The sequence below is a fragment of the Streptomyces cyanogenus genome (genome assembly GCF_017526105.1).
GTDB classification, from domain to species: Bacteria; Actinomycetota; Actinomycetes; order Streptomycetales; family Streptomycetaceae; genus Streptomyces; species Streptomyces cyanogenus.
Genome location: NZ_CP071839.1, coordinates 4,073,004 through 4,097,378 on the forward strand (window position 1 = coordinate 4,073,004; position 24,375 = coordinate 4,097,378).

Annotated in this window: 24 protein-coding genes and 1 riboswitch; of the genes, 10 read left to right on the forward strand and 14 right to left on the reverse strand. The window is 71.8% G+C overall.

Going from position 1 to position 24,375, the window contains the following annotated elements; genetic code table 11:
* Positions 1 to 20 precede the first annotated feature (20 nt).
* On the forward strand, positions 21 to 536 hold the full coding sequence (locus S1361_RS18250; protein WP_208032901.1) for a SigE family RNA polymerase sigma factor: 516 nt from the start codon (positions 21 to 23) through the stop codon (positions 534 to 536).
* A complete protein-coding gene (locus S1361_RS18255) occupies positions 526 to 1,176 on the forward strand; it encodes a hypothetical protein (protein ID WP_208032902.1) in 651 nt (216 codons plus the stop codon). The genes S1361_RS18250 and S1361_RS18255 overlap by 11 nt, the downstream gene beginning before the upstream one ends.
* Positions 1,177 to 1,267: 91 nt before the next feature.
* On the opposite strand, the gene groL is transcribed toward S1361_RS18255, so the two are convergent.
* From groL to thrC, 4 genes are all read right to left on the reverse strand, one after another.
* On the reverse strand, positions 1,268 to 2,890 hold the full coding sequence (gene groL, locus S1361_RS18260; protein WP_014673417.1) for a chaperonin GroEL: 1,623 nt from the start codon (positions 2,888 to 2,890) through the stop codon (positions 1,268 to 1,270).
* 299 nt (positions 2,891 to 3,189) lie between these two features.
* Complete coding sequence (locus tag S1361_RS18265) at positions 3,190 to 3,393, reverse strand: cold-shock protein (RefSeq protein WP_004986573.1); 204 nt, start codon at positions 3,391 to 3,393, stop codon at positions 3,190 to 3,192.
* Positions 3,394 to 3,835: 442 nt separating this feature from the next.
* On the reverse strand, positions 3,836 to 4,111 hold the full coding sequence (locus S1361_RS18270; RefSeq protein WP_208032903.1) for a ubiquitin-like small modifier protein 1: 276 nt from the start codon (positions 4,109 to 4,111) through the stop codon (positions 3,836 to 3,838).
* Entirely contained in the window at positions 4,108 to 5,391 is a 1,284-nt protein-coding gene (gene thrC / locus S1361_RS18275) for a threonine synthase (protein WP_208032904.1), read from the reverse strand. The genes S1361_RS18270 and thrC overlap by 4 nt, the downstream gene beginning before the upstream one ends.
* A gap of 17 nt (positions 5,392 to 5,408) precedes the next feature.
* A riboswitch (SAM riboswitch) is annotated at positions 5,409 to 5,551 on the reverse strand.
* A gap of 155 nt (positions 5,552 to 5,706) precedes the next feature.
* Between thrC and S1361_RS18280 the strand changes: the two genes are divergently transcribed.
* Both S1361_RS18280 and S1361_RS18285 read left to right on the forward strand, forming a co-directional pair.
* On the forward strand, positions 5,707 to 6,651 hold the full coding sequence (locus S1361_RS18280; protein ID WP_208032905.1) for a glucosyl-3-phosphoglycerate synthase: 945 nt from the start codon (positions 5,707 to 5,709) through the stop codon (positions 6,649 to 6,651).
* A gap of 83 nt (positions 6,652 to 6,734) precedes the next feature.
* Positions 6,735 to 8,174, forward strand: a complete 1,440-nt coding sequence (locus S1361_RS18285; protein ID WP_208032906.1) for an alpha,alpha-trehalose-phosphate synthase (UDP-forming) — start codon at positions 6,735 to 6,737, stop codon at positions 8,172 to 8,174.
* Here the strand turns inward: S1361_RS18285 and otsB are convergent.
* Genes otsB through S1361_RS18300 form a run of 3 tightly spaced genes read right to left on the reverse strand, consistent with a single transcriptional unit; the run spans position 8,162 to position 10,536 of the window.
* Positions 8,162 to 8,995 (reverse strand): trehalose-phosphatase, encoded by an 834-nt coding sequence (gene otsB, locus S1361_RS18290; protein WP_208032907.1) that lies wholly within the window; start codon positions 8,993 to 8,995, stop codon positions 8,162 to 8,164. The two genes, S1361_RS18285 and otsB, sit on opposite strands and share 13 nt — an antisense overlap.
* Positions 8,996 to 9,049: 54 nt before the next feature.
* Entirely contained in the window at positions 9,050 to 9,274 is a 225-nt protein-coding gene (locus S1361_RS18295) for a DUF3263 domain-containing protein (protein WP_208032908.1), read from the reverse strand.
* Between the two features lie 35 nt (positions 9,275 to 9,309).
* Complete coding sequence (locus S1361_RS18300; protein ID WP_481906723.1) at positions 9,310 to 10,536, reverse strand: extracellular solute-binding protein; 1,227 nt, start codon at positions 10,534 to 10,536, stop codon at positions 9,310 to 9,312.
* 160 nt (positions 10,537 to 10,696) lie between these two features.
* On the opposite strand from S1361_RS18300, the gene S1361_RS18305 reads away from it, so the two are divergent.
* The 3 genes from S1361_RS18305 (at position 10,697) to S1361_RS18315 (ending at position 13,919) form a co-directional block, all read left to right on the forward strand.
* Positions 10,697 to 11,641 carry an ROK family protein gene (locus S1361_RS18305; RefSeq protein ID WP_208036659.1) on the forward strand — a complete coding sequence of 315 codons (945 nt, stop codon included), beginning with the start codon at positions 10,697 to 10,699 and terminating at the stop codon, positions 11,639 to 11,641.
* A gap of 110 nt (positions 11,642 to 11,751) precedes the next feature.
* Positions 11,752 to 12,879, forward strand: a complete 1,128-nt coding sequence (nagA, locus tag S1361_RS18310; RefSeq protein ID WP_208036660.1) for an N-acetylglucosamine-6-phosphate deacetylase — start codon at positions 11,752 to 11,754, stop codon at positions 12,877 to 12,879.
* A gap of 122 nt (positions 12,880 to 13,001) precedes the next feature.
* Positions 13,002 to 13,919 (forward strand): 1-phosphofructokinase family hexose kinase, encoded by a 918-nt coding sequence (locus tag S1361_RS18315; protein ID WP_208032910.1) that lies wholly within the window; start codon positions 13,002 to 13,004, stop codon positions 13,917 to 13,919.
* A 13-nt stretch (positions 13,920 to 13,932) separates the two neighbouring features.
* On the opposite strand, the gene S1361_RS18320 is transcribed toward S1361_RS18315, so the two are convergent.
* Both S1361_RS18320 and cdgB read right to left on the reverse strand, forming a co-directional pair.
* Positions 13,933 to 14,886: a CBM35 domain-containing protein gene (locus S1361_RS18320; RefSeq protein WP_208032911.1), complete on the reverse strand. Its 954-nt coding sequence runs from the start codon at positions 14,884 to 14,886 to the stop codon at positions 13,933 to 13,935.
* 117 nt (positions 14,887 to 15,003) lie between these two features.
* Positions 15,004 to 16,659: a diguanylate cyclase CdgB gene (cdgB, locus tag S1361_RS18325; protein WP_208032912.1), complete on the reverse strand. Its 1,656-nt coding sequence runs from the start codon at positions 16,657 to 16,659 to the stop codon at positions 15,004 to 15,006.
* Positions 16,660 to 16,960: 301 nt separating this feature from the next.
* On the opposite strand from cdgB, the gene S1361_RS18330 reads away from it, so the two are divergent.
* Positions 16,961 to 17,533, forward strand: coding sequence for a flavin reductase family protein (locus tag S1361_RS18330; protein ID WP_208032913.1), 573 nt, complete (start codon positions 16,961 to 16,963; stop codon positions 17,531 to 17,533).
* On the opposite strand, the gene S1361_RS18335 is transcribed toward S1361_RS18330, so the two are convergent.
* Both S1361_RS18335 and arfB read right to left on the reverse strand, forming a co-directional pair.
* Positions 17,460 to 18,410 carry a sigma-70 family RNA polymerase sigma factor gene (locus S1361_RS18335; protein WP_208032914.1) on the reverse strand — a complete coding sequence of 317 codons (951 nt, stop codon included), beginning with the start codon at positions 18,408 to 18,410 and terminating at the stop codon, positions 17,460 to 17,462. The genes S1361_RS18330 and S1361_RS18335 overlap by 74 nt on opposite strands.
* 89 nt (positions 18,411 to 18,499) lie before the next feature.
* On the reverse strand, positions 18,500 to 18,937 hold the full coding sequence (gene arfB, locus S1361_RS18340) for an alternative ribosome rescue aminoacyl-tRNA hydrolase ArfB (protein WP_208032915.1): 438 nt from the start codon (positions 18,935 to 18,937) through the stop codon (positions 18,500 to 18,502).
* A 166-nt stretch (positions 18,938 to 19,103) separates the two neighbouring features.
* On the opposite strand from arfB, the gene S1361_RS18345 reads away from it, so the two are divergent.
* On the forward strand, positions 19,104 to 19,679 hold the full coding sequence (locus S1361_RS18345; protein WP_208032916.1) for a TerD family protein: 576 nt from the start codon (positions 19,104 to 19,106) through the stop codon (positions 19,677 to 19,679).
* A 49-nt stretch (positions 19,680 to 19,728) separates the two neighbouring features.
* Here S1361_RS18345 and S1361_RS18350 read toward each other — a convergent pair whose 3' ends face one another.
* Positions 19,729 to 20,229, reverse strand: coding sequence for a hypothetical protein (locus S1361_RS18350; RefSeq protein WP_208032917.1), 501 nt, complete (start codon positions 20,227 to 20,229; stop codon positions 19,729 to 19,731).
* Between the two features lie 71 nt (positions 20,230 to 20,300).
* Here S1361_RS18350 and S1361_RS18355 point away from each other — a divergent pair, with 71 nt between their 5' ends.
* Positions 20,301 to 21,695 (forward strand): M1 family metallopeptidase, encoded by a 1,395-nt coding sequence (locus S1361_RS18355; protein ID WP_208032918.1) that lies wholly within the window; start codon positions 20,301 to 20,303, stop codon positions 21,693 to 21,695.
* Between the two features lie 40 nt (positions 21,696 to 21,735).
* On the opposite strand, the gene S1361_RS18360 is transcribed toward S1361_RS18355, so the two are convergent.
* Together S1361_RS18360 and S1361_RS18365 are read right to left on the reverse strand one after the other, a co-directional pair.
* Positions 21,736 to 23,292 carry a M4 family metallopeptidase gene (locus S1361_RS18360; protein WP_208036661.1) on the reverse strand — a complete coding sequence of 519 codons (1,557 nt, stop codon included), beginning with the start codon at positions 23,290 to 23,292 and terminating at the stop codon, positions 21,736 to 21,738.
* 359 nt (positions 23,293 to 23,651) lie between these two features.
* Entirely contained in the window at positions 23,652 to 24,332 is a 681-nt protein-coding gene (locus S1361_RS18365; protein ID WP_243769212.1) for a pentapeptide repeat-containing protein, read from the reverse strand.
* Positions 24,333 to 24,375: the final 43 nt, after the last annotated feature.

Genomic DNA, 24,375 nt, shown 5'->3' on the forward strand with positions numbered 1-24,375 from the left:
GCAAGACTCCGGCGGAGGGCATGACCGAGGACGAGTTCGACGCTTTCTACGCGGCGGCCTTCCCCCGCCTGACCGGGCAGCTCTACGCCTTCACCGGAGACCACGGCGAGGCCCAGGACGTGGTGCAGGAGGCGTTCGTGCGCGCCTGGGACCGGCGGAAGTCCTTCCTGGCCGACAGCGCCCCCGAGGCCTGGATCCGCACGGTCGCCGTACGGCTGGCGGTCAGCCGCTGGCGGCGCGCCAGGCGCTGGCTGGAACTGATGCGACGGCACACGCCGCCCGAGTCGACTCCCGGCCCCGGCCCCGAACACACCGCCCTGGTGGCAGCGTTGCGCCAATTGCCCCAGGCGCAGCGGTTGGCGATCGTCCTGCACCATCTGTGCGACTTGAGTGTCGAGCAGGTAGCCTCCGAGACCGGCGCGCCCGTGGGTACGGTCAAGGCCCGGCTGTCCCGGGGCCGGGCGGCACTGGCGAGGCAGCTGGGCACGGACGAGGCCGATGAGCCGGTACGGAAGGAGGGCGGCCGTGTCGGATGACCTCGTCCCGGACGACCTGACCACCGCACTCCGCGAGTTGGCGACGGCGAACGAGAGACCGCCGGCCCTCGGCGCTCCCGGGATCCGCCGCCGCGCCGTCCGCCGGAACCGCCGCCGTCGCACGGCCCTCGTCCTCGGCGCGGGCGCCGCGGCCCTCGCCCTGGCGGCCTTCGCACTGGCGCTGAATCCGGGCGACGGCACTCCGGCCCACCGCCAGGCCCCGGCGGCCACCGCTCCCCGGCTCCCGGCGTCCCCCACGCCCACGCCCACCCCCACCCCTCTCACGTCCCCGGTCACCGGCACGGTGGACGTCGAGAGGCGGGTCCTGACCGTCGACGGCCGGGTCATGCGCATCACCTCGGGCTACCCGACCCGCCCCTCCGCCGGCCTGCTGACCGTCGCCGCGAAACTCGACCTCACACGGGACACGGCCTACGGACTCACCAAGTCCGCCTGCAAGGTGGCCGAACCGTACGTGGTCGAGCTGCGTGGCACCGACAGGTCCAGCCTCTACGTCGGCTCACTCGCCTGCGGCCCCCGCGGCGCCTGGATCGGCCTCGACACGAAGAACGCCGTATGGCTCTACAACAGGCTGAGGCCGGGCGACACGCTGTCGGTGGCGGTCACGCCGAGGACCTAGCCTTCGGCAAACGCCCGAGGGCGGCACCCCCAGCCACCAGCTGGGAGTGCCGCCCTCGGTCCGAAGGACAGGCGATCAACCGTCAGGTCGATCAGAAGTCCATGTCACCGCCCGGCATGCCGCCGCCGGCCGGCGCGGCGGCCTTCTCCGGCTTGTCGGCGATGACGGCCTCGGTGGTGAGGAACAGCGCGGCGATGGAGGCGGCGTTCTGCAGGGCAGAACGGGTCACCTTCGCCGGGTCGATGATGCCCTCGGCGACCAGGTCGACGTACTCGCCGGTCGCGGCGTTCAGGCCGTGGCCCGGGGTCAGGTTGCGCACCTTCTCCACCACGACACCGCCCTCGAGGCCGGCGTTGACGGCGATCTGCTTCAGCGGGGCCTCGAGCGCGATGCGCACGGCGTTGGCGCCGGTCGCCTCGTCACCCTCCAGCTCCAGCTTCTCGAAGACCTGGGAGGCCTGCAGCAGGGCCACGCCACCACCGGCGACGATGCCCTCCTCGACGGCCGCCTTCGCGTTGCGGACGGCGTCCTCGATGCGGTGCTTGCGCTCCTTGAGCTCCACCTCGGTGGCGGCACCGGCCTTGATGACGGCCACGCCGCCCGCGAGCTTCGCCAGGCGCTCCTGGAGCTTCTCGCGGTCGTAGTCGGAGTCGCTGTTCTCGATCTCGGCGCGGATCTGGTTGACGCGGCCGTTGACCTGCTCGGAGGAGCCGGCACCGTCGACGATGGTGGTCTCGTCCTTGGTGATGACGACCTTGCGGGCGCGGCCCAGGAGGTCCAGGGTCGCGTTCTCCAGCTTGAGGCCGACCTCCTCGGAGATGACCTCGCCGCCGGTGAGGATGGCGATGTCGCCGAGCATGGCCTTGCGGCGGTCGCCGAAGCCCGGGGCCTTGACGGCGACGGACTTGAAGGTGCCGCGGATCTTGTTGACGACCAGGGTCGACAGGGCCTCGCCCTCGACGTCCTCGGCGATGATCAGCAGCGGCTTGCCCGACTGCATGACCTTCTCCAGGAGCGGGAGCAGGTCCTTGACCGAGGAGATCTTGGAGTTGGCGATGAGGATGTACGGGTCCTCCAGCACCGCCTCCATGCGCTCCATGTCGGTCGCGAAGTAGGCGGAGATGTAGCCCTTGTCGAAGCGCATGCCCTCGGTGAGCTCGAGCTCCAGGCCGAAGGTGTTGCTCTCCTCGACGGTGATGACGCCTTCCTTGCCGACCTTGTCCATCGCCTCGGCGATCAGCTCGCCGATCTGGGTGTCGGCGGCGGAGATGGACGCGGTGGAGGCGATCTGCTCCTTGGTCTCGACGTCCTTCGCCTGCTCCAGCAGGGCGGCGGAGACGGCCTCGACGGCCTTCTCGATACCGCGCTTCAGGGCCATCGGGTTGGCACCGGCGGCGACGTTGCGCAGGCCTTCCTTGACCAGGGCCTGGGCGAGCACGGTCGCGGTGGTCGTACCGTCACCGGCGACGTCGTCCGTCTTCTTGGCGACTTCCTTGACCAGCTCGGCGCCGATCTTCTCGTACGGGTCCTCGAGCTCGATCTCCTTGGCGATGGAGACACCATCGTTGGTGATCGTGGGGGCGCCCCACTTCTTCTCGAGGACGACGTTGCGGCCCTTGGGGCCGAGCGTCACCTTCACGGCGTCCGCGAGCTGGTTCATGCCGCGCTCGAGGCCGCGCCGCGCCTCCTCGTCGAACGCGATGATCTTGGCCATGTGAAGTGGTCCCTCCAGGACTGGGGGTGATTCCTTCGGACCGCGCCCGCGCCCGCGACGGACGGCTCGCCGGCCTCGTGGTTCCTTGCCCCACCCGGCCCGCGGGCCTCACCGACCCGGTCCTTCACTGTCACTCTCACCTTCAGAGTGCTAACGCCAATGATTAGCACTCGGCATGGTCGAGTGCAAGCGCCTGCACGGGTACGGGCCCCGCGTCAGCCGCCCGCGAACAGTGGAACCCGGGGACGGCGAAGGGCCCGCACCCTCTGCGAGGTGCGGGCCCTTCGGACAAGAAACGTTCAGGCGGTGACGCGAACCATGTCGGCCTGCGGGCCCTTCTGGCCCTGCGAGATCTCGAACTCGACCCGCTGGCCCTCTTCCAGGGTGCGGTAGCCGTCCATCTGAATCGCGCTGTAGTGGACGAAGACGTCCGCACCACCGTCGACCGCGATGAAGCCGTACCCCTTCTCCGCGTTGAACCACTTGACGGTGCCCTGAGCCATGCCTAACTCCCCTATTACTGGCCCTTGCACAGATCCACACTTCGCGGACCCGGGTCAGACCTCACCCCCCATTGGCCGGGGGCGTGCGCCGGAACGCGTCGACCGCGGCTGAATGTATCTGTCCAACTGCCGTCTGCAACAGGTCAATCGGACGAGAATTCTGGACGCGGGAGGTCCGGAAAGTGGTGAGAATTCACCTGGATTCAGGGCAAGTCGGGCCCCACAAAAGCCGCAGAGAACCCGCACACTTTGGCTACTTCTTGTCGGGCCACTCGGCATGATTACAGGGCCGCCGACCTGGGGGCCGAGACCGTGTTCCCCAACTCTACCGCGCTCAATCACGCAGAATTGCCCCCTCCGTTTCTCTTACGGAGGGGGCAATCCGATGAACAATCGGTAACCGATGTTACCGAAGGTAATGGAGAGCCGGCCGGCGGGCCGGTCAGCCTCCGGCCACCGCCGGGATGATGGACACACCGGCACCGTCGGGGGTCGCCGTGTCCAGGCCCTGCTCGAACCGGACGTCGTCGTCGTTGACGTACACGTTGACGAACCGGCGCAGCTTCCCCTGGTCGTCCAGCACCCGGGCCGCGATCCCGGTGTGGTTCTTCTCCAGGTCGGCGATGACCTCGCCGAGCGTCGCCCCCTCGGCGGCGACCTCGGCCTGCCCACCGGTGTAGGTGCGCAGGATGGTGGGGATGCGAACGGTCACGCTCATGCGAGGCCAGCCTCTCGGAAGGAGTCCAGGGTCGGGCGGATGGTGGCGGTGACGCCGGTCCCGGCCACCGCGTCCAGGGTCTTCAGGCCGTCGCCGGTGTTGAGGACGACCGTGGTCTTCGCCGGGTCCAGCACCCCCGCCTCCAGCAGCTTGCGGGTGACGCCGACGGTCACGCCGCCCGCCGTCTCCGCGAAGATGCCCTCGGTCCGCGCCAGCAGCTTGATCGCGTCCACGATCTGCTCGTCCGTCACGTCCTCCACGGCACCGCCGGTGCGGCGCGCGACGTCCAGGACGTACGGCCCGTCGGCCGGGTTGCCGATGGCCAGGGACTTGGCGATGGTGTCCGGCTTCTGCGGACGGACCACGTCGTGGCCGGCCTTGAAGGCGGTGGAGACCGGGGAGCAGCCCTCGGCCTGGGCGCCGAAGATCTTGTAGGGCCGGTCCTCGACCAGCCCCAGCCTGATCAGCTCCTGCAGGCCCTTGTCGATCTTCGTGAGCTGGGAGCCGGAGGCGATCGGGACCACGATCTGGTCGGGCAGCCGCCAGCCGAGCTGCTCGCAGATCTCGTACGCCAGGGTCTTGGAGCCCTCCGCGTAGTAGGGCCGCAGGTTGACGTTGACGAAGCCCCAGCCCTCGCCGGCCGGGTCGCCGATCAGCTCCGAGCAGAAGCGGTTCACGTCGTCGTAGTTGCCCTCGATGCCGACGAGCTCGCCGCCGTAGACCGCGGCCATGACGACCTTGCCCTGCTCCAGGTCGTGCGGGATGAACACGCAGGAGCGGAAGCCGGCCCGGGCGGCGGCTGCGCCGACGGCGCCGGCCAGGTTGCCGGTGGAGGAGCAGGAGAGCGTGGTGAAGCCGAAGGCGCGGGCGGCCTCCAGGGCCTGGGCGACGACCCGGTCCTTGAAGGAGTGGGTCGGGTTCCCGGAGTCGTCCTTCACGTACAGACCGCCGGTCACGCCCAGTTCGCGCGCCAGGTTGTCGGCCTTGACGAGCTCGGTCCAGCCGGGGTTGAGGTTGGGCTTGCCGGCGACGTCCGCCGGGACGGGCAGCAGCGGCGCGTACCGCCAGATGTTCGCGGGGCCGGCCTCGATGCGCCGGCGCAGTTCCTCGGTGTCGTAGGCGGAGAAGTCGTAGGCGATCTCGAGCGGGCCGAAGCACTCCTCACAGGCGAAGACCGGACCGAGCGGGACGCGGTGACCGCACTCGCGACAGCTCAGGGCGGCGGCGGGGCCGAGGTCGACGGTGGTTTCGCTGGAGGTTGCAACTGTCTGCACAGCCATGGAGGCGAGGCCCTTTCTCCTCATCTTCCTCACGACGCATCTCGCCGTGAGACGGATTTGGCACCTTCCCTAGCCGGGAGCCTCGCTGCGAAGACGAGAGCCGGCTGGAGGGTTGCCGGGGCTTCATCGGGCCGTGTCCCTCTGCCCCTCTGGATGAGCGGTATTCGGTTGTGGACGCTCGTGACCCCCGACATGCGATGGTCATCGGCGTTGTTCAAGACTGTAACCGAAGGCCAGGACAGTTGAGATAGTCGTCCGAACCGCGAGATGGATCACACGGTGACGTGTGGTCGTGACAGTGAGGAGCCGCCGACCGTGCTGGAAGAAGTCGAGCGCTGGCTGAGCACCCGCTCCTGGTCCGTGGCCGACCGACCGCTGCACCAGGTCCTGGCCGCCAAACAGCGCACGGGCCGGACGATCAGCGTCGTCCTGCCCGCTCTCAACGAGGAGGAGACGGTCGGCGAGATCGTCGCGGTGATCCGGCACGACCTCGTGGACCAGGTCCCGCTCGTCGACGAGATCGTGGTCGTCGACTCCGGCTCCACCGACCGCACCTCCGAGGTCGCCGCGCGCGCGGGCGCCCGGGTCGTCCACCGCGACGACATCCTGCCGCGCATACCCGCCGTCCCCGGCAAGGGCGAGGTGCTGTGGCGCTCGCTGCTGGTGACCAGCGGCGACATCGTCTGCTTCGTCGACGCGGATCTGAAGGAGTTCTCCTCCGACTTCGTCACCGGGACCGTCGGCCCGCTGCTCACCGAACCGGACGTCGACCTGGTCAAGGGCATGTACGACCGTCCGCTCGGCGGCACGGCCGGGCAGGGCGGCCGGGTCACCGAACTCATGGCCCGCCCGCTGCTGAACATGCACTGGCCGCAGCTGGCCGGGTTCGTGCAGCCGCTGGGCGGCGAGTACGCGGCCCGCCGCTCCCTGCTGGAACAGCTGCCGTTCCCCGTGGGCTACGGCGTGGAGCTGGGCATGCTGGTCGACGCGCTGCACCTGGTCGGCCTGGACGCGCTGGCCCAGGTCGACCTGGGCGTGCGCAAGCACCGGCACCAGGACGGGCAGGCCCTGGGCCGGATGGCGGCGGCGATCTACCGCACGGCTCAGCTGCGGCTCGCGCGCGGGCATCTCGTCCGGCCCGCGCTCACCCAGTTCGAGCGGGGCGAGGACGGGTTCGAGCCGCGTACCTACTCGGTGGACACCGAGGAACGGCCGCCCATGGTGGAGATCGCGGAGTACGCCGAACGGAAGGTGGCGTGAAGCGCCGTATACGGCCGCCTGCCCCGCCCTCGCCGGGCGGAACGTACGTTTGAGTGTTTCCGGGCCGGGCTAGGTTGAGGCGTATGGCTTCCACGCGTGCTGCTGCTGAAAAGGCCCGGGTGCTGGTCGCGTCGAACCGCGGCCCGGTCTCCTACCAGGTGGGCGAGGACGGCTCGCTGCACGCCAGACGGGGCGGCGGCGGGCTGGTGTCGGGACTGTCCGCCATCGGCTCGGACGCGGGCTCGGTCTGGGTGTGCGCCGCGCTCGGCGACGGCGACCGGGCGGCGGTGCGACGCGCGGACGGCGGCCTGCTGCCGGCCGAGGAGACCGGCGGGCAGCGGGTGCGGATGCTCGACATCGACGCGAGCGTGCACGCCGAGGCGTACAACGGCATCGCCAACTCGGTGCTGTGGTTCGTCCACCACATGCTGTACCAGACCCCGCTGGAGCCGGTCTTCGACGCCGAGTTCCGGCGGCAGTGGGGGTCGTACGAGGCCTACAACCGGGCGTTCGCCGAGGCGCTGGCCGAGGAGGCGGCCGAGGGCGCGGCGGTGCTGATCCAGGACTACCACCTGGCCCTCGCCCCCCGCATGCTCCGCCAGCTCCGTCCCGACCTGCGCATCGGTCACTTCTCGCACACCCCCTGGGCGCCGCCGGACTACTTCCGGCTGCTGCCCGACGACATCGCCGCCGAGCTGCTCGGCGGCATCCTGGGCGCGGACCGGGCGGCGTTCCTCACCCGGCGGTGGGCGGACGCGTTCACCGACTGCTGTCACGCGGTGCTCGGGCCCGGTATCCCGTCCGGCACCCGGATCGGGGTGCACGGGCTGGGCGCGGACGCGGACTTCCTGCGCAAGCGGGCGCACGAGCCGGACGTGGACGAGCGGATGGCGGCGCTGCGGGCGGAGATCGGAGAGGGCCGGAAGACGATCGTCCGGGTGGACCGGACCGAGCTGTCCAAGAACATCGTGCGCGGGCTGCTGGCGTACGAGCAGCTGCTGGCGGACCACCCCGAGTGGCGGGAGAAGGTCGTCCACCTCGCGTTCGCCTACCCGTCCCGGCAGGACCTCGCGGTGTACCGCGAGTACACCGCCGAGGTGCAGCAGGCCGCGGAGGAGATCAACGAGCGGTACGGCACGGCGCAGTGGACCCCGGTCGTGCTGCACGTGAAGGACGACTTCGCGCGCTCCCTGGCGGCGTACCGGCTGGCCGACGTGGCCCTCGTGAACCCCATCCGGGACGGCATGAACCTCGTCGCCAAGGAGGTCCCGGTCGTCTCCGACCAGGGCTGCGCGCTGGTGCTGTCGCGGGAGGCCGGGGCGTACGAGGAGCTGGGCGAGGACGCGTTCGTGGTGAACCCGTACGACATCGCGGGCACGGCCCGGGCCCTGCACGAGGCGCTGAGCCTGCCGGAGGCGGAGCGGGCGGAACGCTCGAAGCGGCTGGCCGCCGCCGCGACCGCGCTGCCGCCGGCCCGGTGGTTCCTGGACCAGCTGGACGCGCTGACCGATCAGCCGAGCTGAGCGGCGAGCGCCCGGAGGAGGCCGACGACCCCCTCCGGGCCGTTCACCACCAGGTCGGCGCGTTCCGCCAGCTCGGTGACCTCGGTGCTGCCGCTGCAGACCAGCAGGCCGGGGGTGCCGTCGGTGCGGAGTTTCTCGACGGCGGCGAAGGCGGGGAGGTCGCCGAGGTCGTCGCCGGCGTAGACGACGCATCCGGCGCCGATGGCGCGGGCGTGGTCCAGCAGGGCCACGCCCTTGTCCATGCCCGGGGGACGCAGTTCCAGGACCAGACGGCCGGGTTCGACGATCAGGCCGTGCCGGCCGGCGAGGTCGGCGAGGGGGCCGCGCAGGGACTCGAACGTGGCCTGCGGGTCGGCGGCGCGCCGGGTGTGCACCGCGAGGGCCCGGCCCTTCTCCTCGATCCACGTGCCCTCGCCGGCGCCGGCGCGCTCCAGCAGGCGGGGCAGCTCGGTGCGGACGGCGGCCACGCCGGGGTGCGGGGGCGGGGCGGTGACCGTGCCGGTGGCCGCGTCCCAGCGTTCGGCGCCGTAGTGGCCGAGGACGGTGAGGTGCTCCAGGCCGGGGACGCCGGCGAAGCCGCCGTAGCGGACCGCGACCTCGGGCGGGCGGCCGGTGACCACGGCGACGGAGGCCACCTTCGGGGCGAGCGCGGCCAGTGCGGGTACGGCGTCGGGGTGGGCGCGGGCCTGCTCGGGGTCGGCGACGATCGGGGCCAGCGTGCCGTCGAAGTCCAGGCCGATCAGCGCGGTGCGGGGCTGCGCCAGCAGGGCGGCGAGACCGTCCCGGCCGGGCTGGGTCTGCGGGGTGGGCAGAGGGTCCATACCGGGACAGTATCCGGCCCCGGCCGCCCTCACGCCTGGGTGACCCCCACCGGTTCAGCGCTCCGCTCGGCGCGCCTCCCGTACCCGGCGCAGGCGGTTGACCGTCACCGGGTCGTGGGCCAGGGCCCGCTCGTCGTCCAGCAGGGCGTTGAGGAGCTGGTAGTAGCGGACCGGGGAGAGGTCGAGTTCCTCGCGTATCGCTCGCTCCTTGGCGCCGGGGCCGGGGAAGGCGCGGCGCTCCAGGGCGAGGATGGCTTTCTCTCGGGTGCCCAGTTCCATGCCCGCCACCGTAGCGGCGGGCACCGACACCGGGCTCAGTTCGCGGTGCTGCTGTCGGCCGCGGTGGCCGTGGACTGCAGGCGGGTCAGGACGGCGGCGGGGCTGCCGCCGGGGGCGACGGCCTGGCCGATGTTCTGCTTCACGGCCGCGCTGACCGCCGCCCAGGAGGTCTTGCCGACGGGGTACAGCTCGGAGGTGGGCAGCTGCTCCAGGAAGGGCTGCAGGGCCTTGTCGGTGGGCGCGGCCGACGCCGCCATGGCGTTGGAGGCGGACCCGGTGACCGGCAGCAGCCCGTACCTCCGGGAGAAGTCCAGGACGTTCTTCTCGCTGTAGACGAAGTCGAGGAAGTCGCCGATCCGGTCGGCTTGCCCGTTCTGCTTGAAGGCCATCATCCAGTCGGCGACGCCCATGGACGCCCTGGCCTTGCCGGTGCGGCCCGGCATCGGCACCATGCCGAACTTCACGCCCTTCTTCCCGGCCTGCTGGATCAGCGTGGGGTGGCCGTTGAGCATGCCGACCTGGCCGTCGGCGAACGCGGCGAACGCGTCCGCGCGGTTGAGCTTGCCGGGCGCGACCGGGCCGGTCAGGTCCTTGCCGACCAGCTCGTCCTTGAGCCAGGTGAACGTCTCGACGTTCGCGGAGGAGTCGATGGTGTAGGTACCGACGTCGTCGGTGTAGCCGTTGCCGCCGCTCAGCAGCCACTGCATGGTCTCGGCCTGGGCCTCCTCGGGCCCGAGCGGCAGCGCGTACGGGTACTTCACGCCCTGCGCCTTGAGCGCCTTGGCGTCGGCGGCCAGCTCGGCCCAGGTGGTGGGCGGCGTGAGGTTGGCCTTGGCGAACAGGGTCTTGTTGTAGAAGAGCACGCGCGTGGACGCGGCGAACGGGATGCCGTACTGCGTGTGCTTCCACTCGCCGGCGTCGGCGAGCGGGGAGAGGAAGTCGGCCTGGGTGCGGATGGAGAGCAGGTCCGAGGCCGGGTAGAGCTTGTCCGCTGCGGCGTAGTCGGCGTAGGCGCCGATCTGGGCCAGGTCGGGGGCGTGGCCGGCGTCGACCATCTCCTTGACCTTGCGGTCGACGTCGTTCCAGGAGTAGACGCTGACCTCGATCTTCACCCCGGAGTGCTGCTTCTCGTACTCCTCGGCCAGGGCGTCCCAGTACTTCTTGGAGCTGTTGGCGGCGGAGTCGCCGTAGTCGGCGGCGACGAGTCTGAGGGTGACGTCGGAGGAGCCCGTACTCCCGCAGCCGCCGAGAACCGCCGTCATGCCCAGTGCGGACACCACCGCGATCGTTCCTGCCGTAAGCCGACGCACCCTCAAAGCCCCAACCCTGCTGTCTCACCGTTCAACATATGGACACATAAGGTCTACACCACGTGAGTGGACTAGACCTCTCCCGGGTGGGGGAGTCACACTAGGCCACGTGGTGAGACATGTCATCGCCCTCGACGTGGGCGGTACCGGGATGAAGGCCGCCCTCGTCGGCGACGACGGCGCACTGCTGCACCGCGCCCGCCGCGCCACCGGCCGCGAGCGCGGTCCCGAAGCCGTGCTCGCGGGCATCCTCGACTTCGCCGCCGAGCTGCACGCCCACGGCGTCGCGCACCTCGGCGAGGCGGCCGGGGCGGCCGGCATCGCGGTCCCCGGCATCGTCGACGAGCAGGCCGGCACCGCCGTCTACGCGGCCAACCTGGGCTGGCGGGACGTCCCCCTGCGCGCCCTGCTCGCCGAGCGGCTCGGGGTGCCCGTCGCCCTCGGCCACGACGTCCGCACCGGTGGCCTCGCCGAGGGCCGGCGCGGCGCGGGCCGGGGCGCGGACCGGTTCCTGTTCGTGCCGCTGGGCACCGGGATCGCCGGCGCCATCGGCATCGACGGGCGGGTGGAGGCCGGCGCGCACGGCTTCGCGGGCGAGATCGGCCACGTCGTCGTACGGCCCGGCGGGACACCCTGTCCCTGCGGGCAGCGCGGTTGCCTGGAGCGGTACGCCTCCGCGTCCGCCGTCAGCGAGGCCTGGGCCGCGGCCTGCGGCGACCCCGGGGCGGACGCGGCGGACTGCGCCGAGGCCGTCGTGTCCGGCGACCCGAACGCCGTCCGGGTCTGGCACGAGGCGGTGGACGCGCTCGCCGACGGACTGGTCACCGCCCTCACCCTGCTGGACCCCCGCACGCTGATCATCGGTGGCGGGCTGGCCGAGGCGGGGGAAGTGTTGTTCCGACCCCTGCGGGACGCCGTCCGGCGGCGGGTCACCTTCCAGAAACTGCCCACGATCGTCCCGGCGGCGCTGGGCGACACGGCCGGTTGCCTGGGTGCGGGGCTGCTCGCCCAAGACCTGCTGACAGCCACTTCAACGACTCCGGAGGTAAGCACCTGATGGCAACCGAGCGGGAAACTCCGGCCCCGGGCAGCGCGCCGTCAGGGGCGCGGGGCGGTGGCGAGACGCGGCTCGGCCGCGGGTCGCGGCCAACCCCCACCGGCCCGCACCTGCTCACCGGCGCGAACGTGGTGCTCCCCACCGGAACGGTGAAGAACGGCCGGCTCGCGATCGAGGGCACGCGCATCACCGGCACCCCTCCGGCCGGCGCCCAGGTGATCGACGTCACCGGCCACTGGCTGGTCCCCGGCTTCGTCGACCTCCACAACCACGGCGGAGGCGGGGCCTCCTTCTCCGGCAGCGCCGAGGACGTCCTCACCGCCGTCCGCACGCACCGCGCCCACGGCACCACCACCCTCGTCGCCTCCACCGTCACCGACGAGATGGACCTGCTGGTCCGTCAGGCCGGCCTGCTGAGCGAGCTGGCCGAGCAGGGGGAGATCGCCGGCATCCACTTCGAGGGGCCATTCATCTCCCCGTGCCGCAAGGGCGCGCACTCCGAGGGGCTGTTGCGCGACCCGGACCCGGCCGAGGTCCGCAAGCTGATCGACGCGGCGCGCGGCAGGGCGAAGATGGTCACCCTCGCGACCGAGCTGCCGGGCGGCATCGACTCCGTACGGCTGCTCGCCGAGCACGGCGTCATCGCGGCGATCGGGCACACGGACGCCGGCTACGAGCAGACGATCGAGGCGATCGACGCGGGCGCCACGGTCGCCACACACCTCTTCAACGCCATGCCCGCCCTGAACCACCGCGCACCCGGCCCGGTCGCCGCCCTGCTGGAGGACGAGCGGGTCACCGTCGAGCTGATCAACGACGGTGTCCACCTGCACCCCGCCGCGCTGGAACTGGCGTTCCGTCACGCCGGCGCGGACCGGGTGGCGTTCATCACCGACGCGATGGACGCGGCCGGCACCGGCGACGGCCGCTACATGCTCGGCCCGCTGGAGGTCGAGGTCAGCGAGGGCGTGGCCCGGCTGGTCGAGGGCGGTTCGATCGCGGGCTCCACGCTCACCCTGGACCGCGCGTTCCGGCGGGCGGTGACCGTCGACAAGCTGTCGGTGGAGGACACCGTGACCGCCCTGTCGGCCAACCCGGCCCGCCTGCTCGGCCTCTCCGACCGCATCGGCTCCCTGGAGCCCGGCAAGGACGCCGACCTGGTCCTGCTGGACGCGGACTTCGAGCTGAAGGGCGTGATGCGACAGGGTGAATGGGTGGTAGTGCCCCAACTGCCCTGATCCGTACCGCTGTCGACAGGACGGTGGCCGACCCGCGCACTGGGCCGGCCGCCGTCTCTTTGGCATGATCGGGACCCCGGAAACCGAGACAGGCGCATTGACTTCGAGGGAGGTCGGCCCGGGTGATCCTCACGGTCACGCTGAACACCGCTCTCGACATCACCTATCGCGTACGGTCACTGCGCCCGCACACCTCGCACCGCGTCTCCGAGGTCGCCGAGCGGCCCGGCGGCAAGGGCGTGAACGTGGCCCGGGTGCTGGCCGCCCTCGGGCACGAGGTGACGGTCACCGGGTTCGCGGGCGGACCGACCGGTGCGGTGCTGCGTAAGGCGCTCGCGGGCGTGCCCGGGCCGGTGGACGCGCTGGTGCCGATATCCGCGGCGACCCGGCGCACCATCGCGGTCGTGGACGAGCTGACCGGTGACACCACCCAGCTGAACGAGCCGGGCCCGCACATCACGCCCGGCGAGTGGGGCGCCTTCCTCGACCGGTACGAGGAACTGCTCGGCGGTGCCTCGGCGGTGGCACTGTGCGGCAGCCTGCCGCCGGGGGTGCCGGTGGGGGCGTACGCCAACCTGGTCCGCACGGCCCGGTCCGCCGGTGTCCCGGTACTGCTGGACACGAGCGGTGAGCCGCTGCGCCGCGGGGTCGCCGCCCGCCCGGACCTCATCAAGCCGAACGCCGACGAACTGGCCGAACTCACCGGCTCGCACGAGCCGTTGCGCGCCACCCAGGACGCCCGCCGGCGCGGCGCCCACGCGGTCGTCGCCTCACTCGGCGCGAACGGCCTGCTCGCCGTCACCCCCGAGGGCCGCTGGCACGCGGCCCCGCCGGCCCCCGAACTCGGCAACCCCACCGGCGCCGGTGACTCGGCCGTGGCCGGCCTGCTGTCCGGCCTGCTGGACCAACTGCCCTGGCCGGACCGCCTCGCCCGCGCGGTCGCCCTGTCGGCGGCCACCGTACGGTCCCCGACAGCGGGCGACTTCGACCTCGCGGCCTACGAGAAACTCCTGACGCGGGTGTCGGTGGCAGCGGCATGAGAGCCGCGGCGGCTCAGCCGCTGGAGTTGACCCAGCCCTTGACCAGCCACAGCTGGTCGATGAGAGCGTCGCACTGATTGCCCTGCTCGCACGAGAGCTTGATGGTGTTCGTTCCCTTGTCGAGCTGGATCCAGTTGTACGTCTTCGTCCAGCCCTTCTCGTAGTCGCCCTCCGGGCCCTTCGCCCAGTTCTTCAGTCCGACGGGCCTGTCGGAAGCCGTGCCGTTGACCGTGAGGGTGGCGGTGGCGTCCTTGCCGGGAACGCTGTACCCGATGTAGACGCTGTATTTACCGGCCTCGGGGATGCCGTTGACGGTCCAGGTGATCGAGGATCCGGTCTGGTTGAAGCCCGTCACGTAGACACCGCCGGCCGCCTGCGCGCCCGGTACGTCCGTCGCCTTGGTCGCTCCGCCGGTCAGCTGGAGGGCGTTCGCGTCCGTCTTCGGCAGCTCCCCCGGCGTCGGCGAGCCGCTGCCCGACGGGCTCGGGCTGCTGCTGTGGGACCGGGTCGGGGCGGGGCCGGCCTGGTTGCCGGACTTGTCGTCGTCCGTGTTGCCGTTGATCATCGCGATGCCGATGCCGATGACGACCGCGGCGACCACCGCGATCGCGCCGATCAGCAGGCCCTTGGTGTTGGGGCCGCGGCGGCCGGGCGCGGGGGCCGCGGTCCGGCGGCCGGCCGGGGCGCCGCCGGGCAGCGTCTCGGGGGCCTGGTAGTGGGCGTTCGGCTGGCCGGGGGCACCCTGCTGGGGGACGCCCTGCCCGTAGGTGGCCTGCGGCGGCTGGCCGTACGGCGCCTGCTGTGCGCCGTAGGAGCGCTCACCGACCGTACGCACTCTGCTGACCGAGTTCGGGTAGCCGTAACCGCCGGACGGCGGCTGGGCTCCCCGGGCCTGGCCGTCTGCGTACAGGTAGCCGAACGGGTCGTCGTCCTCGGGCGTGCTCGCGCCGTTGTCGCCGGGCGTCATCCCTTGGTACTCCTCAACAGGTGCGGGCGGATGCGGTACGGGTTGGAATGGCGAGCCTACCCGCTCTCCCTGGCCCAAACGGGGGGCCCGGACCGCTTCACCTCGCTGACCTGCGGTTCATCCGGCACGGCGATGCTGTTTGGGACGAGATCGTTTCTCTACGTACATCCGCTCGTCAGCGGATTTCAGCACCTCGTCCGCCGTCATGCCGCAGTGTGCCCAGCCGATGCCGAAGCTCGCGCCCACCCGGACCGCCCGGCCCTCGGCGCGGATCGGCTGGATGATCTCGTTGCGCAGCCGTACGGCGAGGTCCTGGGCGTCGGCCCGGCCGAGGCCGTCGGCGAGGATCACGAACTCGTCGCCGCCGAGCCGGGCGACCGTGTCGCCGTCCCGGACGCCGTTGCTCAGCCGCCGGGCGACCTCGATGAGGACCGCGTCGCCCGCGTTGTGCCCGAACCGGTCGTTGATCGACTTGAAGCCGTCGAGGTCGCAGAAGAGCACCGCGAGGCCCTTGGTGCCGTCGTCGCGGCCCTCCTCGGGGGCGACGGTGTGCACATGGTGGTCGTACCCCTCGAAGCCGTCCGTGCCTGGCGCGAAGTCGAAGCCGTGGCCGGCGGGGACGCCGAAGGCGGGGTGGCCGTAGGCCGCGTCCAGGGAGTCGAGGGCGTCGGCGTGCGCGGGGCGCTGACAGAGCCGGGCCGACAGGCGCGAGCGCAGCTCGGCGGAGTTGGGCAGCCCGGTCAGCGAGTCGTGGGAGGCGCGGTGGGCGAGCTGGAGCTCGCGCCGCTTGCGCTCCTCTATGTCCTCGACGTGGGTGAGCAGGAAGCGGGGGCCGTCGGCGGCGTCCGCGACGACGCTGTTGCGCAGCGACACCCAGACGTACGTGCCGTCGCGGCGGCCGAGCCGCAGCTCCGCGCGTCCGCCCTCCGCGGAGGTGCGCAGCAGGGTGCCGACGTCCTCGGGGTGGACGAGGTCGGCGAAGGAGTAGCGGCGCATCGCGGAGGCCGGGCGGCCGAGCAGCCGGCACAGGGCGTCGTTGGTGCGCAGGATGCGGCCGTGCTGGTCGCCGCCCATCTCGGCGATGGCCATGCCGGAGGGGGCGTACTCGAAGGCCTGCCGGAAGGATTCCTCGCTGGCGCGCAGCGCCTGCTGCTCGCGTTCCAGCCGGACGAGGGCGCGCTGCATGTTGGCGCGCAGGCGGGCGTTGCTGATCGCGATGGCGGCCTGGAAGGCGTACATCTGGAGGGCCTCGCGGCCCCAGGCGCCGGGGCGGCGGCCGTTGCGCGGCCGGTCGACGGATATGACGCCGAGCAGTTCCCCGCAGTTGCCGCCCTGCACGCCGGGCGTGTACATGGGCGCGAAGAGCCGGTCGGAGGGGTGCCACTCGTCCTCGAAGCGGGGGGCCGGCCCGTCGGTGTACCACTGGGGTACGTCGTCGTCGTCGAGGACCCAGCCCTCGGTGTGCGGTATGAAGACGAGGTCGCCCCAGCGTTCGCCCATGGCCAGCCGGCGGTCCCAGGACTCGCGGGAGCCGACCCGGCCGGTGATCAGTGCCTCCGCGGCGGCGTTCCCGGAGAAGGCGGCGACCACGAGATCGCCGTCCTGGCGGACCAGGTTGACGGCCGCCATCTCGTAACCGAGGGCGTCCACGGCGCCGTCGGCGACCGTCTGCAGTGTGTCCGCCAGGCTGCGCGCCGTGTTCATGTCGGCCATGACCTGGTGCAGCTGTCGCAAGGACGCAAGGCGGACGTACGGCTCCGACTCGGTCTCCATGCTCGCCCTCCCCCCGAGACCTCGCAGCGAATGAAGGGTTGTCCCGCCACTGAATCACAGCGCGCTGCCCACTCGGTACACAGGGTCAACAATTCCTGCCCCTTGTGACTCAAGTCACAGGAGAACGTGAACAATTGAGTAGAGTTTCTGCGTTTTGCCTATGCGCTTATTGAACACAAGGCGTGCGGACGTGCACACATACCGCGCCCCCGCGGCGGCACGCGTGCGCCGCTGGTCCTAGGACCCGGCTCGGGCGAAGGGCCGATGCGGCCCGCGCGCGGCGAAGACTAGCGTTTCCGGCGTGCTGAAGACTCCCTCCCCCACCACCCCCCTGCCTTCCGGGCATGCTGAGGGGGTGAGCAACGACGAGTTCCGGGCCGCGATGTCCCGGCTGGCCGCGGGCGTGGTCCTGGTCACCGCGCAGGAGCCGCCGCTGGACCCGGACGACCCCGAGGCGCCGGGCGTGGAGGACGTCGGCATGACCGCCACCGCCTTCATGTCGGTCTCCCTGGACCCGCCGCTGGTCCTGGTCAGCCTGCGCACGGGCGCCCGCATGGACGACCTGCTCGACGAGCAGCCGCTGTGGGCGGTGTCGGTCCTCGCCGAGAGCCAGCGGCACATCGCGGGCCGCTTCGCCATGAAGGGCCGCATCAGCGACCGGCTGCTCTTCGAGGACATCCCCTACGTCCGCGGCGAGGTCACCGGCGCCCCGCTCGTCGGCGGTGCGCTGGCCACCCTGGAGTGCCGGACCGAGCAGCGGGTGACCGCAGGCGACCACACCCTGGTCATCGGCCGCGTCCTCACCGCGCACGTGCCCAGCGCCGAGGGGGGCCCACTGCTGTACTTCCGCGGCCGGTACCGGCAGCTGGGCTGAGCTGTACCCCCCCCCCCACCACGCCGGCAGGGCGGTCCTGGACCTCCTCGACCGTCAGCTCCGCCAGGCGGGCCGGGTCGGCGACGATGTCGATCCCGGTGATGCGGTCGGCGACGAAGGTGAAGGCCAGGACCCGCTCCGGGCGGCCGCCGGCGAAGACCGCGAGGCCGGTCGCGCCGTCGACCAGGACCGCACGCGCCACCCGGGCCAGGTGGGCGAAGCTCGCCGCCCCGGCGGCCACCCGGGCCGCACCGCTGTTCACACCGGCCTCCGTGCGGGCCACCACGTCCGGGTCCAGCACCGCGAGCAGCCCGTCGAAGTCGCCGTTCCGCGCGGCCGCCAGGAAGGCGTCGACCACCTCCCGCTGCCGGGCCAGATCGGCCTCCGGCGCCTCCACGCCCCGCACCCGGCGCCGGGCCCGGCCGGCGAGCTGCCGCGCCGCGGCCGCGTTGCGCCCGAGGATGCCGCCGACCTCCTCGAAGGGCACCCCGAACAGGTCGTGCAGCACGAAGGCCGGCCGCTCGGCCGGCGAGAGCGTGTCCAGGACGACGAGGAGGGCCAGCCCGACCGAGTCGGCGAGCAGGGCGTCCTGGGCGGGATCCGGTTCCGCGGACGGCGCGGGCCGCCAGCCGTCCAGGGGCTCCTCGCCACGGGTGCGGCGGGAGCGCAGCATGTCGAGGCAGACCCGGCCGACGACGGTGGTCAGCCAGCCGCCGAGGTTCCCCACCTCCCGCGTGTCGGACCGGCTCAGCCGGAACCACGCCTCCTGGACGGCGTCCTCGGCCTCGGCGGCGGAACCGAGCATCCGGTAGGCGACGGCCCGCAGATGCCCCCGGCAGGTCTCGAACCGCTCGGCGAGAAAGTCGTTGTCGGTCATGGTGGTCCCGGCCTCCCGGTCGTCGTCCGCGATGCTCCTGCACCCCTTTGACGACCGGGCAGAGGCGGATGTGACAGGGCGCCGGCCCCCTAACCCCAGTCGCGCCCCGAGCGGCCGCGCTTCGTCTCCGCGCGCTGCTTCTTCTCCCGCAGCCGGCGTTCGTTGATGCCGCGCGGTATGCGGGTCGGCTTGCGGGGCTTCGGCGGCGGCGCGGTGGCCTCCGCGAGGAGCGCGGCGAGGCGTACGGCGGCGGCCTCGCGGTTGCGCCACTGGGAGCGGTGCTCCGAGGCCCGTACGGACACCACCCCGTCGACGAGGCGGCCGGCCAGCCGCAGCAGCGCCCGCTCCTTCCACACCGGGGGCAGTGCCTCGGTGCGGGCGAGGTCGAAGCGCAGCTCGACCTGCGAGTCGCTGGTGTTGACGTGCTGTCCGCCGGGCCCGGACGACCTGGAGAAACGCCACATCAGCTCGGCCTCGGGAAGCGAGACGGAGCCACGGATGAAGTAGGGCCCGGACATGCCCTCCATGTTCCCGGCCCGGCCGGGCGCACGTCACCTGGATTTCCGGTTCGGTAAAAAAGGTAAAGGGATCCGGAACCGCGGGGACCCCCGTCGACGTTGTCCCGGGTGACGGTAGCTTCGTCGGCACAGAGTGCACGGATATGCACGGGTATCTAAGGAAGGGACTCCCAACATGGCTGTAAGCCTGTCCAAGGGTGGCAACGTCTCGCTCACCAAGGAGGCTCCGGGCCTGACCGCCGTCACCGTGGGCCTCGGCTGGGACGTCCGCACCACCACCGGCACGGACTTCGACCTCGACGCCTCCGCCATCGCGGTGAACGGCCAGGGCAGGGTCTACTCGGACGCCCACTTCGTCTTCTTCAACAACAAGCAGACCCCGGACAACACGATCGTCCACACGGGCGACAACCGCACGGGCGAGGGCGCCGGCGACGACGAGGCGATCAACGTCAACCTGGCCGCCCTGCCGGCCGACATCGACAAGGTCGTCTTCCCGGTGTCCATCTACGACGCCGAGAACCGCGGCCAGAACTTCGGCCAGGTCCGCAACGCCTACATCCGCATCGTCAACCAGGCCGGCGGCGCCGAGATCGCGCGCTACGACCTGTCCGAGGACGCGGCCACCGAGACGGCCATGATCTTCGGCGAGCTGTACCGCAACGGCGCGGAGTGGAAGTTCCGCGCGGTGGGCCAGGGCTACGCCTCGGGCCTGGTCGGTATCGCCCAGGACTTCGGCGTGAACGTCTGACGAGCGAAGTCGTGCGCGAGGACCCCCGGTTCCAACCCGGGGGTCCTCTTCACGGCACCCGCGGGAAGCGGGCCTGGAGGGTCCAGACCGCCGGGTTCTCCGCCAGGTCCTCGTGCAGGTCGGTGAGGTCCGCGAGCAGGTCGTGCAGGAAGTCCCGGGCCTCGCGGCGCAGCTCGGTGTGGGGGAAGGACAGCGGGGACTCCTCGGCCGGCACCCAGTCGGCGGTGATGTCGACCCAGCCGAAGCGGCGCTCGAAGAGCATCCGGTCGGTGGACTCGGTGAAGTCCAGCTCGGCGCGCTGCGGCCGGGCGGCGCGGGAGCCCATCGGATCCCGGTCCAGCCGTTCCACGATGTCGCACAGCGCCCACGCGAAGTCGAGCACCGGCACCCATCCCCAGGCTGTGGACAGCTCCCGGTCGGCCTCGGTGTCCGCGAGATAGACGTCACCGCAGAACAGGTCGTGGCGCAGCGCGTGGACGTCCGCGCGGCGGTAGTCGGTCTGCGGGGGGTCCGGGAACCGGTTGGAGAGGGCGTAGCCGATGTCGAGCACGGGGGAGATGGTGTCACGCCGGTCCGGCGACCCCTGTCTGCGGTGCGTCCCGCCCGCCTAAGATCACTGACATGTCCAGATCCGTACGCCTTGTCCCGGCCCTCGCCGCCCTGCTCGCCCTCGCGCTGACGGGCACCGCGTGCGACGGCGGGGTGCGGGGTAACCCGGGCGGCTCCGGCCTGCGCGACCCGTACTTCCCGAAGGCCGGCAACGGCGGCTACGACGTCGGGCACTACGACCTGACCCTGGACTACACCCCGGCCACCCGCCGCCTCACCGGAACGGCGGTCGTCACCGCCCGGGCCACCCGGGACCTGTCCGCCTTCGACCTGGACCTCGCCGGGCTGCACGTCGACTCGGTCACCGTCGAGGGCAAGGACGCCCGCTGGAGCCGCACCGGCCAGGAACTCACCGTCCGCCCGCACGACGACCTCGGCCAGGGCGAGACGTTCCGCACGACCGTCCGCTACTCGGGCACCCCCCGCACCCTCACCGACCCCGACGGCTCCGAGGAGGGCTGGCTGCGCACCGCCGACGGTGCCCTCGCGCTCGGCGAGCCGGTCGGCTCCATGGCCTGGTTCCCCGGCAACCACCACCCCTCCGACAAGGCGTCCTACGACATCACGGTCACCGTCCCGAAGGGCCTCCAGGCCGTCTCCAACGGCGAGTTGACGGACCAGCGCGCGAAGGGCGGCCGTACCGCCTACCACTGGCACACCGCCCAGCCCATGGCGAGCTATGTGGCCACCGTCGCCATCGGGCACTACGACATCGCGCGCACCACCGGTCCGCACGGCCTGCCCGTCGTCACCGCCGTCGACCCGAGCCGGGCCGCGGCGAGCCGGAAGGTCCTCGCGAAGATCCCGGACATCCTCGACTGGGAGGAGTACAACTTCGGGCCGTACCCCTTCTCCTCGGCCGGCGCGATCGTCGACCGGTCGGGCGACGCCGGCTACGCGCTGGAGACCCAGACCCGGCCCGTCTTCCCCGCCGACCAGCTGACCGTCCCGATCCTCGTGCACGAGCTGGCCCACCAGTGGTATGGCGACTCGGTCACCCCCGCGAGCTGGCGTGACATGTGGCTCAACGAGGGATTCGCGACCTACGCGGAGTGGCTGTACCAGGAGGACCACGGCGGCAAGAGCGCCGAGGAGAGGTTCACCGAGCTGTACGAGGAGGGCGGCGAGGCCGTCTGGGCCTTCCCGCCCGCGAAGCCCTCCGGCGCCGCGCACATCTCCGACAGCCCCGTCTACGAGCGGGGGGCGATGCTCCTGCACAAGATCCGGCAGAAGGCCGGCGACGACACCTTCTACGACATCATCCAGGGCTGGGCCGCCGCCCACCGCCACGGCACCGTGAGCACCGCCGACTTCACCGCGTACGTCGAGAAGAAGGCCCCCGACCAGGACTTCGGCCGGATCTGGAAGGACTGGCTGTACGGGGACGGCCGGCCGGACCACCCGTGAGGACGGGCGGCCCGGCCGGCGTAGCGCCGTGGGCGCGCGGCTACTTGACGTTCACGGCCGTCCAGGCCGCCGCCACCGCCCTGTACTCCGCGCTGCCCGAGCCGTACAGGTCGGCCGCCGCCTGGAGGGTGCCGGTGCGGGCGCCCGCGTAGTCGGTGGACGAGGTGAAGTACGTGGTCAGCGCCTTGTACCAGATCTGGGCCGCCTTGTCCCGGCCGATGCCGGTGACCGTGGAGCCGTCGTAGGTCGGGGAGTTGTAGGAGACCCCGTTGACGGTCTTCGCGCCGCTGCCCTCGGACAGCAGGTAGAAGAAGTGGTTGGCGACACCGGACGAGTAGTGCACGTCCAGGCGGCCGACGGTGCGCGACCAGTAGTCGGCGGAGCCGCCGTCCCTGCTGGGCTTGTCCATGTAGCGCAGCGGCGTGCCGTCGCCGTTGATGTCGATCTTCTCGCCGATGAGGTAGTCGCCGGCGTCGGCGGAGTTGTTCGCGAAGAACTCCACCGAGGTGCCGAAGATGTCGGAGGTGGCCTCGTTCAGGCCGCCCGACTCGCGGCTGTACTTCAGGCCGGCGGTGGCCGCGGTCAGCCCGTGGCTCATCTCGTGGCCGGCGACGTCGAGGGAGGTCAGCGGGTCGGCGTTGTTCGCGCCGTCGCCGTACGTCATGCAGAAGCAGCTGTCGTTCCAGAAGGCGTTGACGTAGGCGTTGCCGTAGTGGACGCGGGAGTAGGCGGCCTTGCCGTCTCCCGCGATGCCGTTGCGGTTGAACGCGGCCTTGTAGAAGTCCCAGGTGACGGCGGCGCCGTAGGCGGCGTCGACGGCGGCTGTCTGGCGGTTGGTCACGGTGCCGTCGCCCCAGAGGTCGTCGGCGTCGTGGAACAGGGTGCCGGTGCCGGTGGTCCCGCCGTTCAGGTCGTAGGTCTTGTGGCCGCCGCGGCCGCCGTCGGTCAGGTCGTAGCCCCCGGAGGCGGCGGTGGTGCCGAGCGGGACGGTGCCGCTGTACCGGCTGGTGCCCGTGCCGGTGTCGACGGCCTCGAAGGAGTGGAGCCGCTTGCCGGTGCGCGCGTCGGTGATGACGTGCAGTTCGCTCGGGGTGCCGTCGTGCCGGCTGCCCTTGACGACGGACTCGTAGGCGAGGACCGGCTTGCCGGCCGCGGCCCACACGACCTTGCGGGCGGTGGTCGCGGTGGCCTTGGCGGTGCCCGCGGCCCTGAGCGCGGCCTTCTCGGCGCCGGCCGGGGAGACGGTGGCCGTCGTGCTCGGCACGGATATCCGGGCCGTGGTCGCCTTGCTGACGCCCTTCAGCGATCCGTTCTTCGCCGCGTGCACGACCAGGTCGCCGCCGAGCACCGGCAGACCGGCGTAGGTGCGCTCGTAGCGGGTGTGGACGGTGCCGTCCGCGTCCTTGATCACGTCCCGGACGACCAGCTTCTCCCTGGCGCCGAGCCCGAGTTCACGGGCCGCCGCGCCGGCGTTCCGCTGGGCCGACTTCAGCGCGGCGGCGCGGGCCGGGGCGCTGAGCGCGACGGCCTTGGCGCCGGAGGGGTGCGGCGCGGGCGCGGCGGTGGCGGCGCCGTTCTGCAGCGCGAGGACGACCATCGCCGCGGAGCCGACCAGGGCGGCGGCGCGCACGGCGGTCTTACGGGGAGTACGGGAGGCGCCGGTGACGTGGGGCTGCTGTCTCACTCGATCTCCTTCTGTCTGGTCTCGTGGGGTGGAGACACAGAGGGGCCACAGGGGATGCACAGACTTGCGGCGGGCGAGGAGAGAGTGACACCGGAACCCGTCTGTTTGACAGGGCGCCGTCAAGACTTTACGTGTTCGTATCCGAATGCCGTGCCGCGGAATCCGTTATACGGACGCGGGATCCGGACCCAACCTCCTTCTGTCACAGCGCACTTGGGGCGTGGAACGTCACACCCGGCTCACCTCCCGCCAACCCGGCGGCCGCGGGTGCGTCACACCACCCGGATCCCCATCGCCGCCGCCAGCACCGGGGCCAGGTCCAGCAGTTGGCCCGGGCTGATCACCGCGCCGGACAGGCGGTCCAGGCCGCGGGTGATCTCCAGCGGGACCGCGCCTCGCAGGTCCACGTCCTTCAGGGTGGCGCCGCCGAAGTCGGCCCCCTTCAGGGCACAGTCGATGAACTCCACCCGCTCCAGGCGCGCGCCCGCGAAGTCCGGCTCGACCAGGACGCAGGACTCGAAGACGACGTCCTTGAGGCGGGCCTCGCGCAGGTTCAGGTAGTCGATCTTGCCGCCGCGGATCACGACTCTCTCCAGCACGGAGCCGTGCAACTGCGTGCCGCCCAGGCGCGCGTCCACCAGCTCGACGTCCCGGAACGTGGCCTCGGCCCACCGCGTCCCGACCCCGCGCAGCCCGGTCAGCACCGAGTCCAGCACCCGGGCCCGGCCCAGCGCCGTCTCGTCCACCGCGCAGCCTGTCAGCGCGCAGTCCATGAACCGGGCACCCGCGCCGTCCTGCCCGGCCAGGTCGCACTCCCGGAACTCCAGCCCGTCGTAGTCGCCGTCCGGCTCCAACTCCCCCTCGGTCCAGGGCTCCAGGGCCGGCAGCCGCACCTCCGGCCGCCGCGCTCCCCTCACCCCTGCCGCACCCGCACCCGCCGCTCGCCTCACCATGCCCCCATGCTGCACCCCGCCACTGACAACCCGGTCCGAGCTG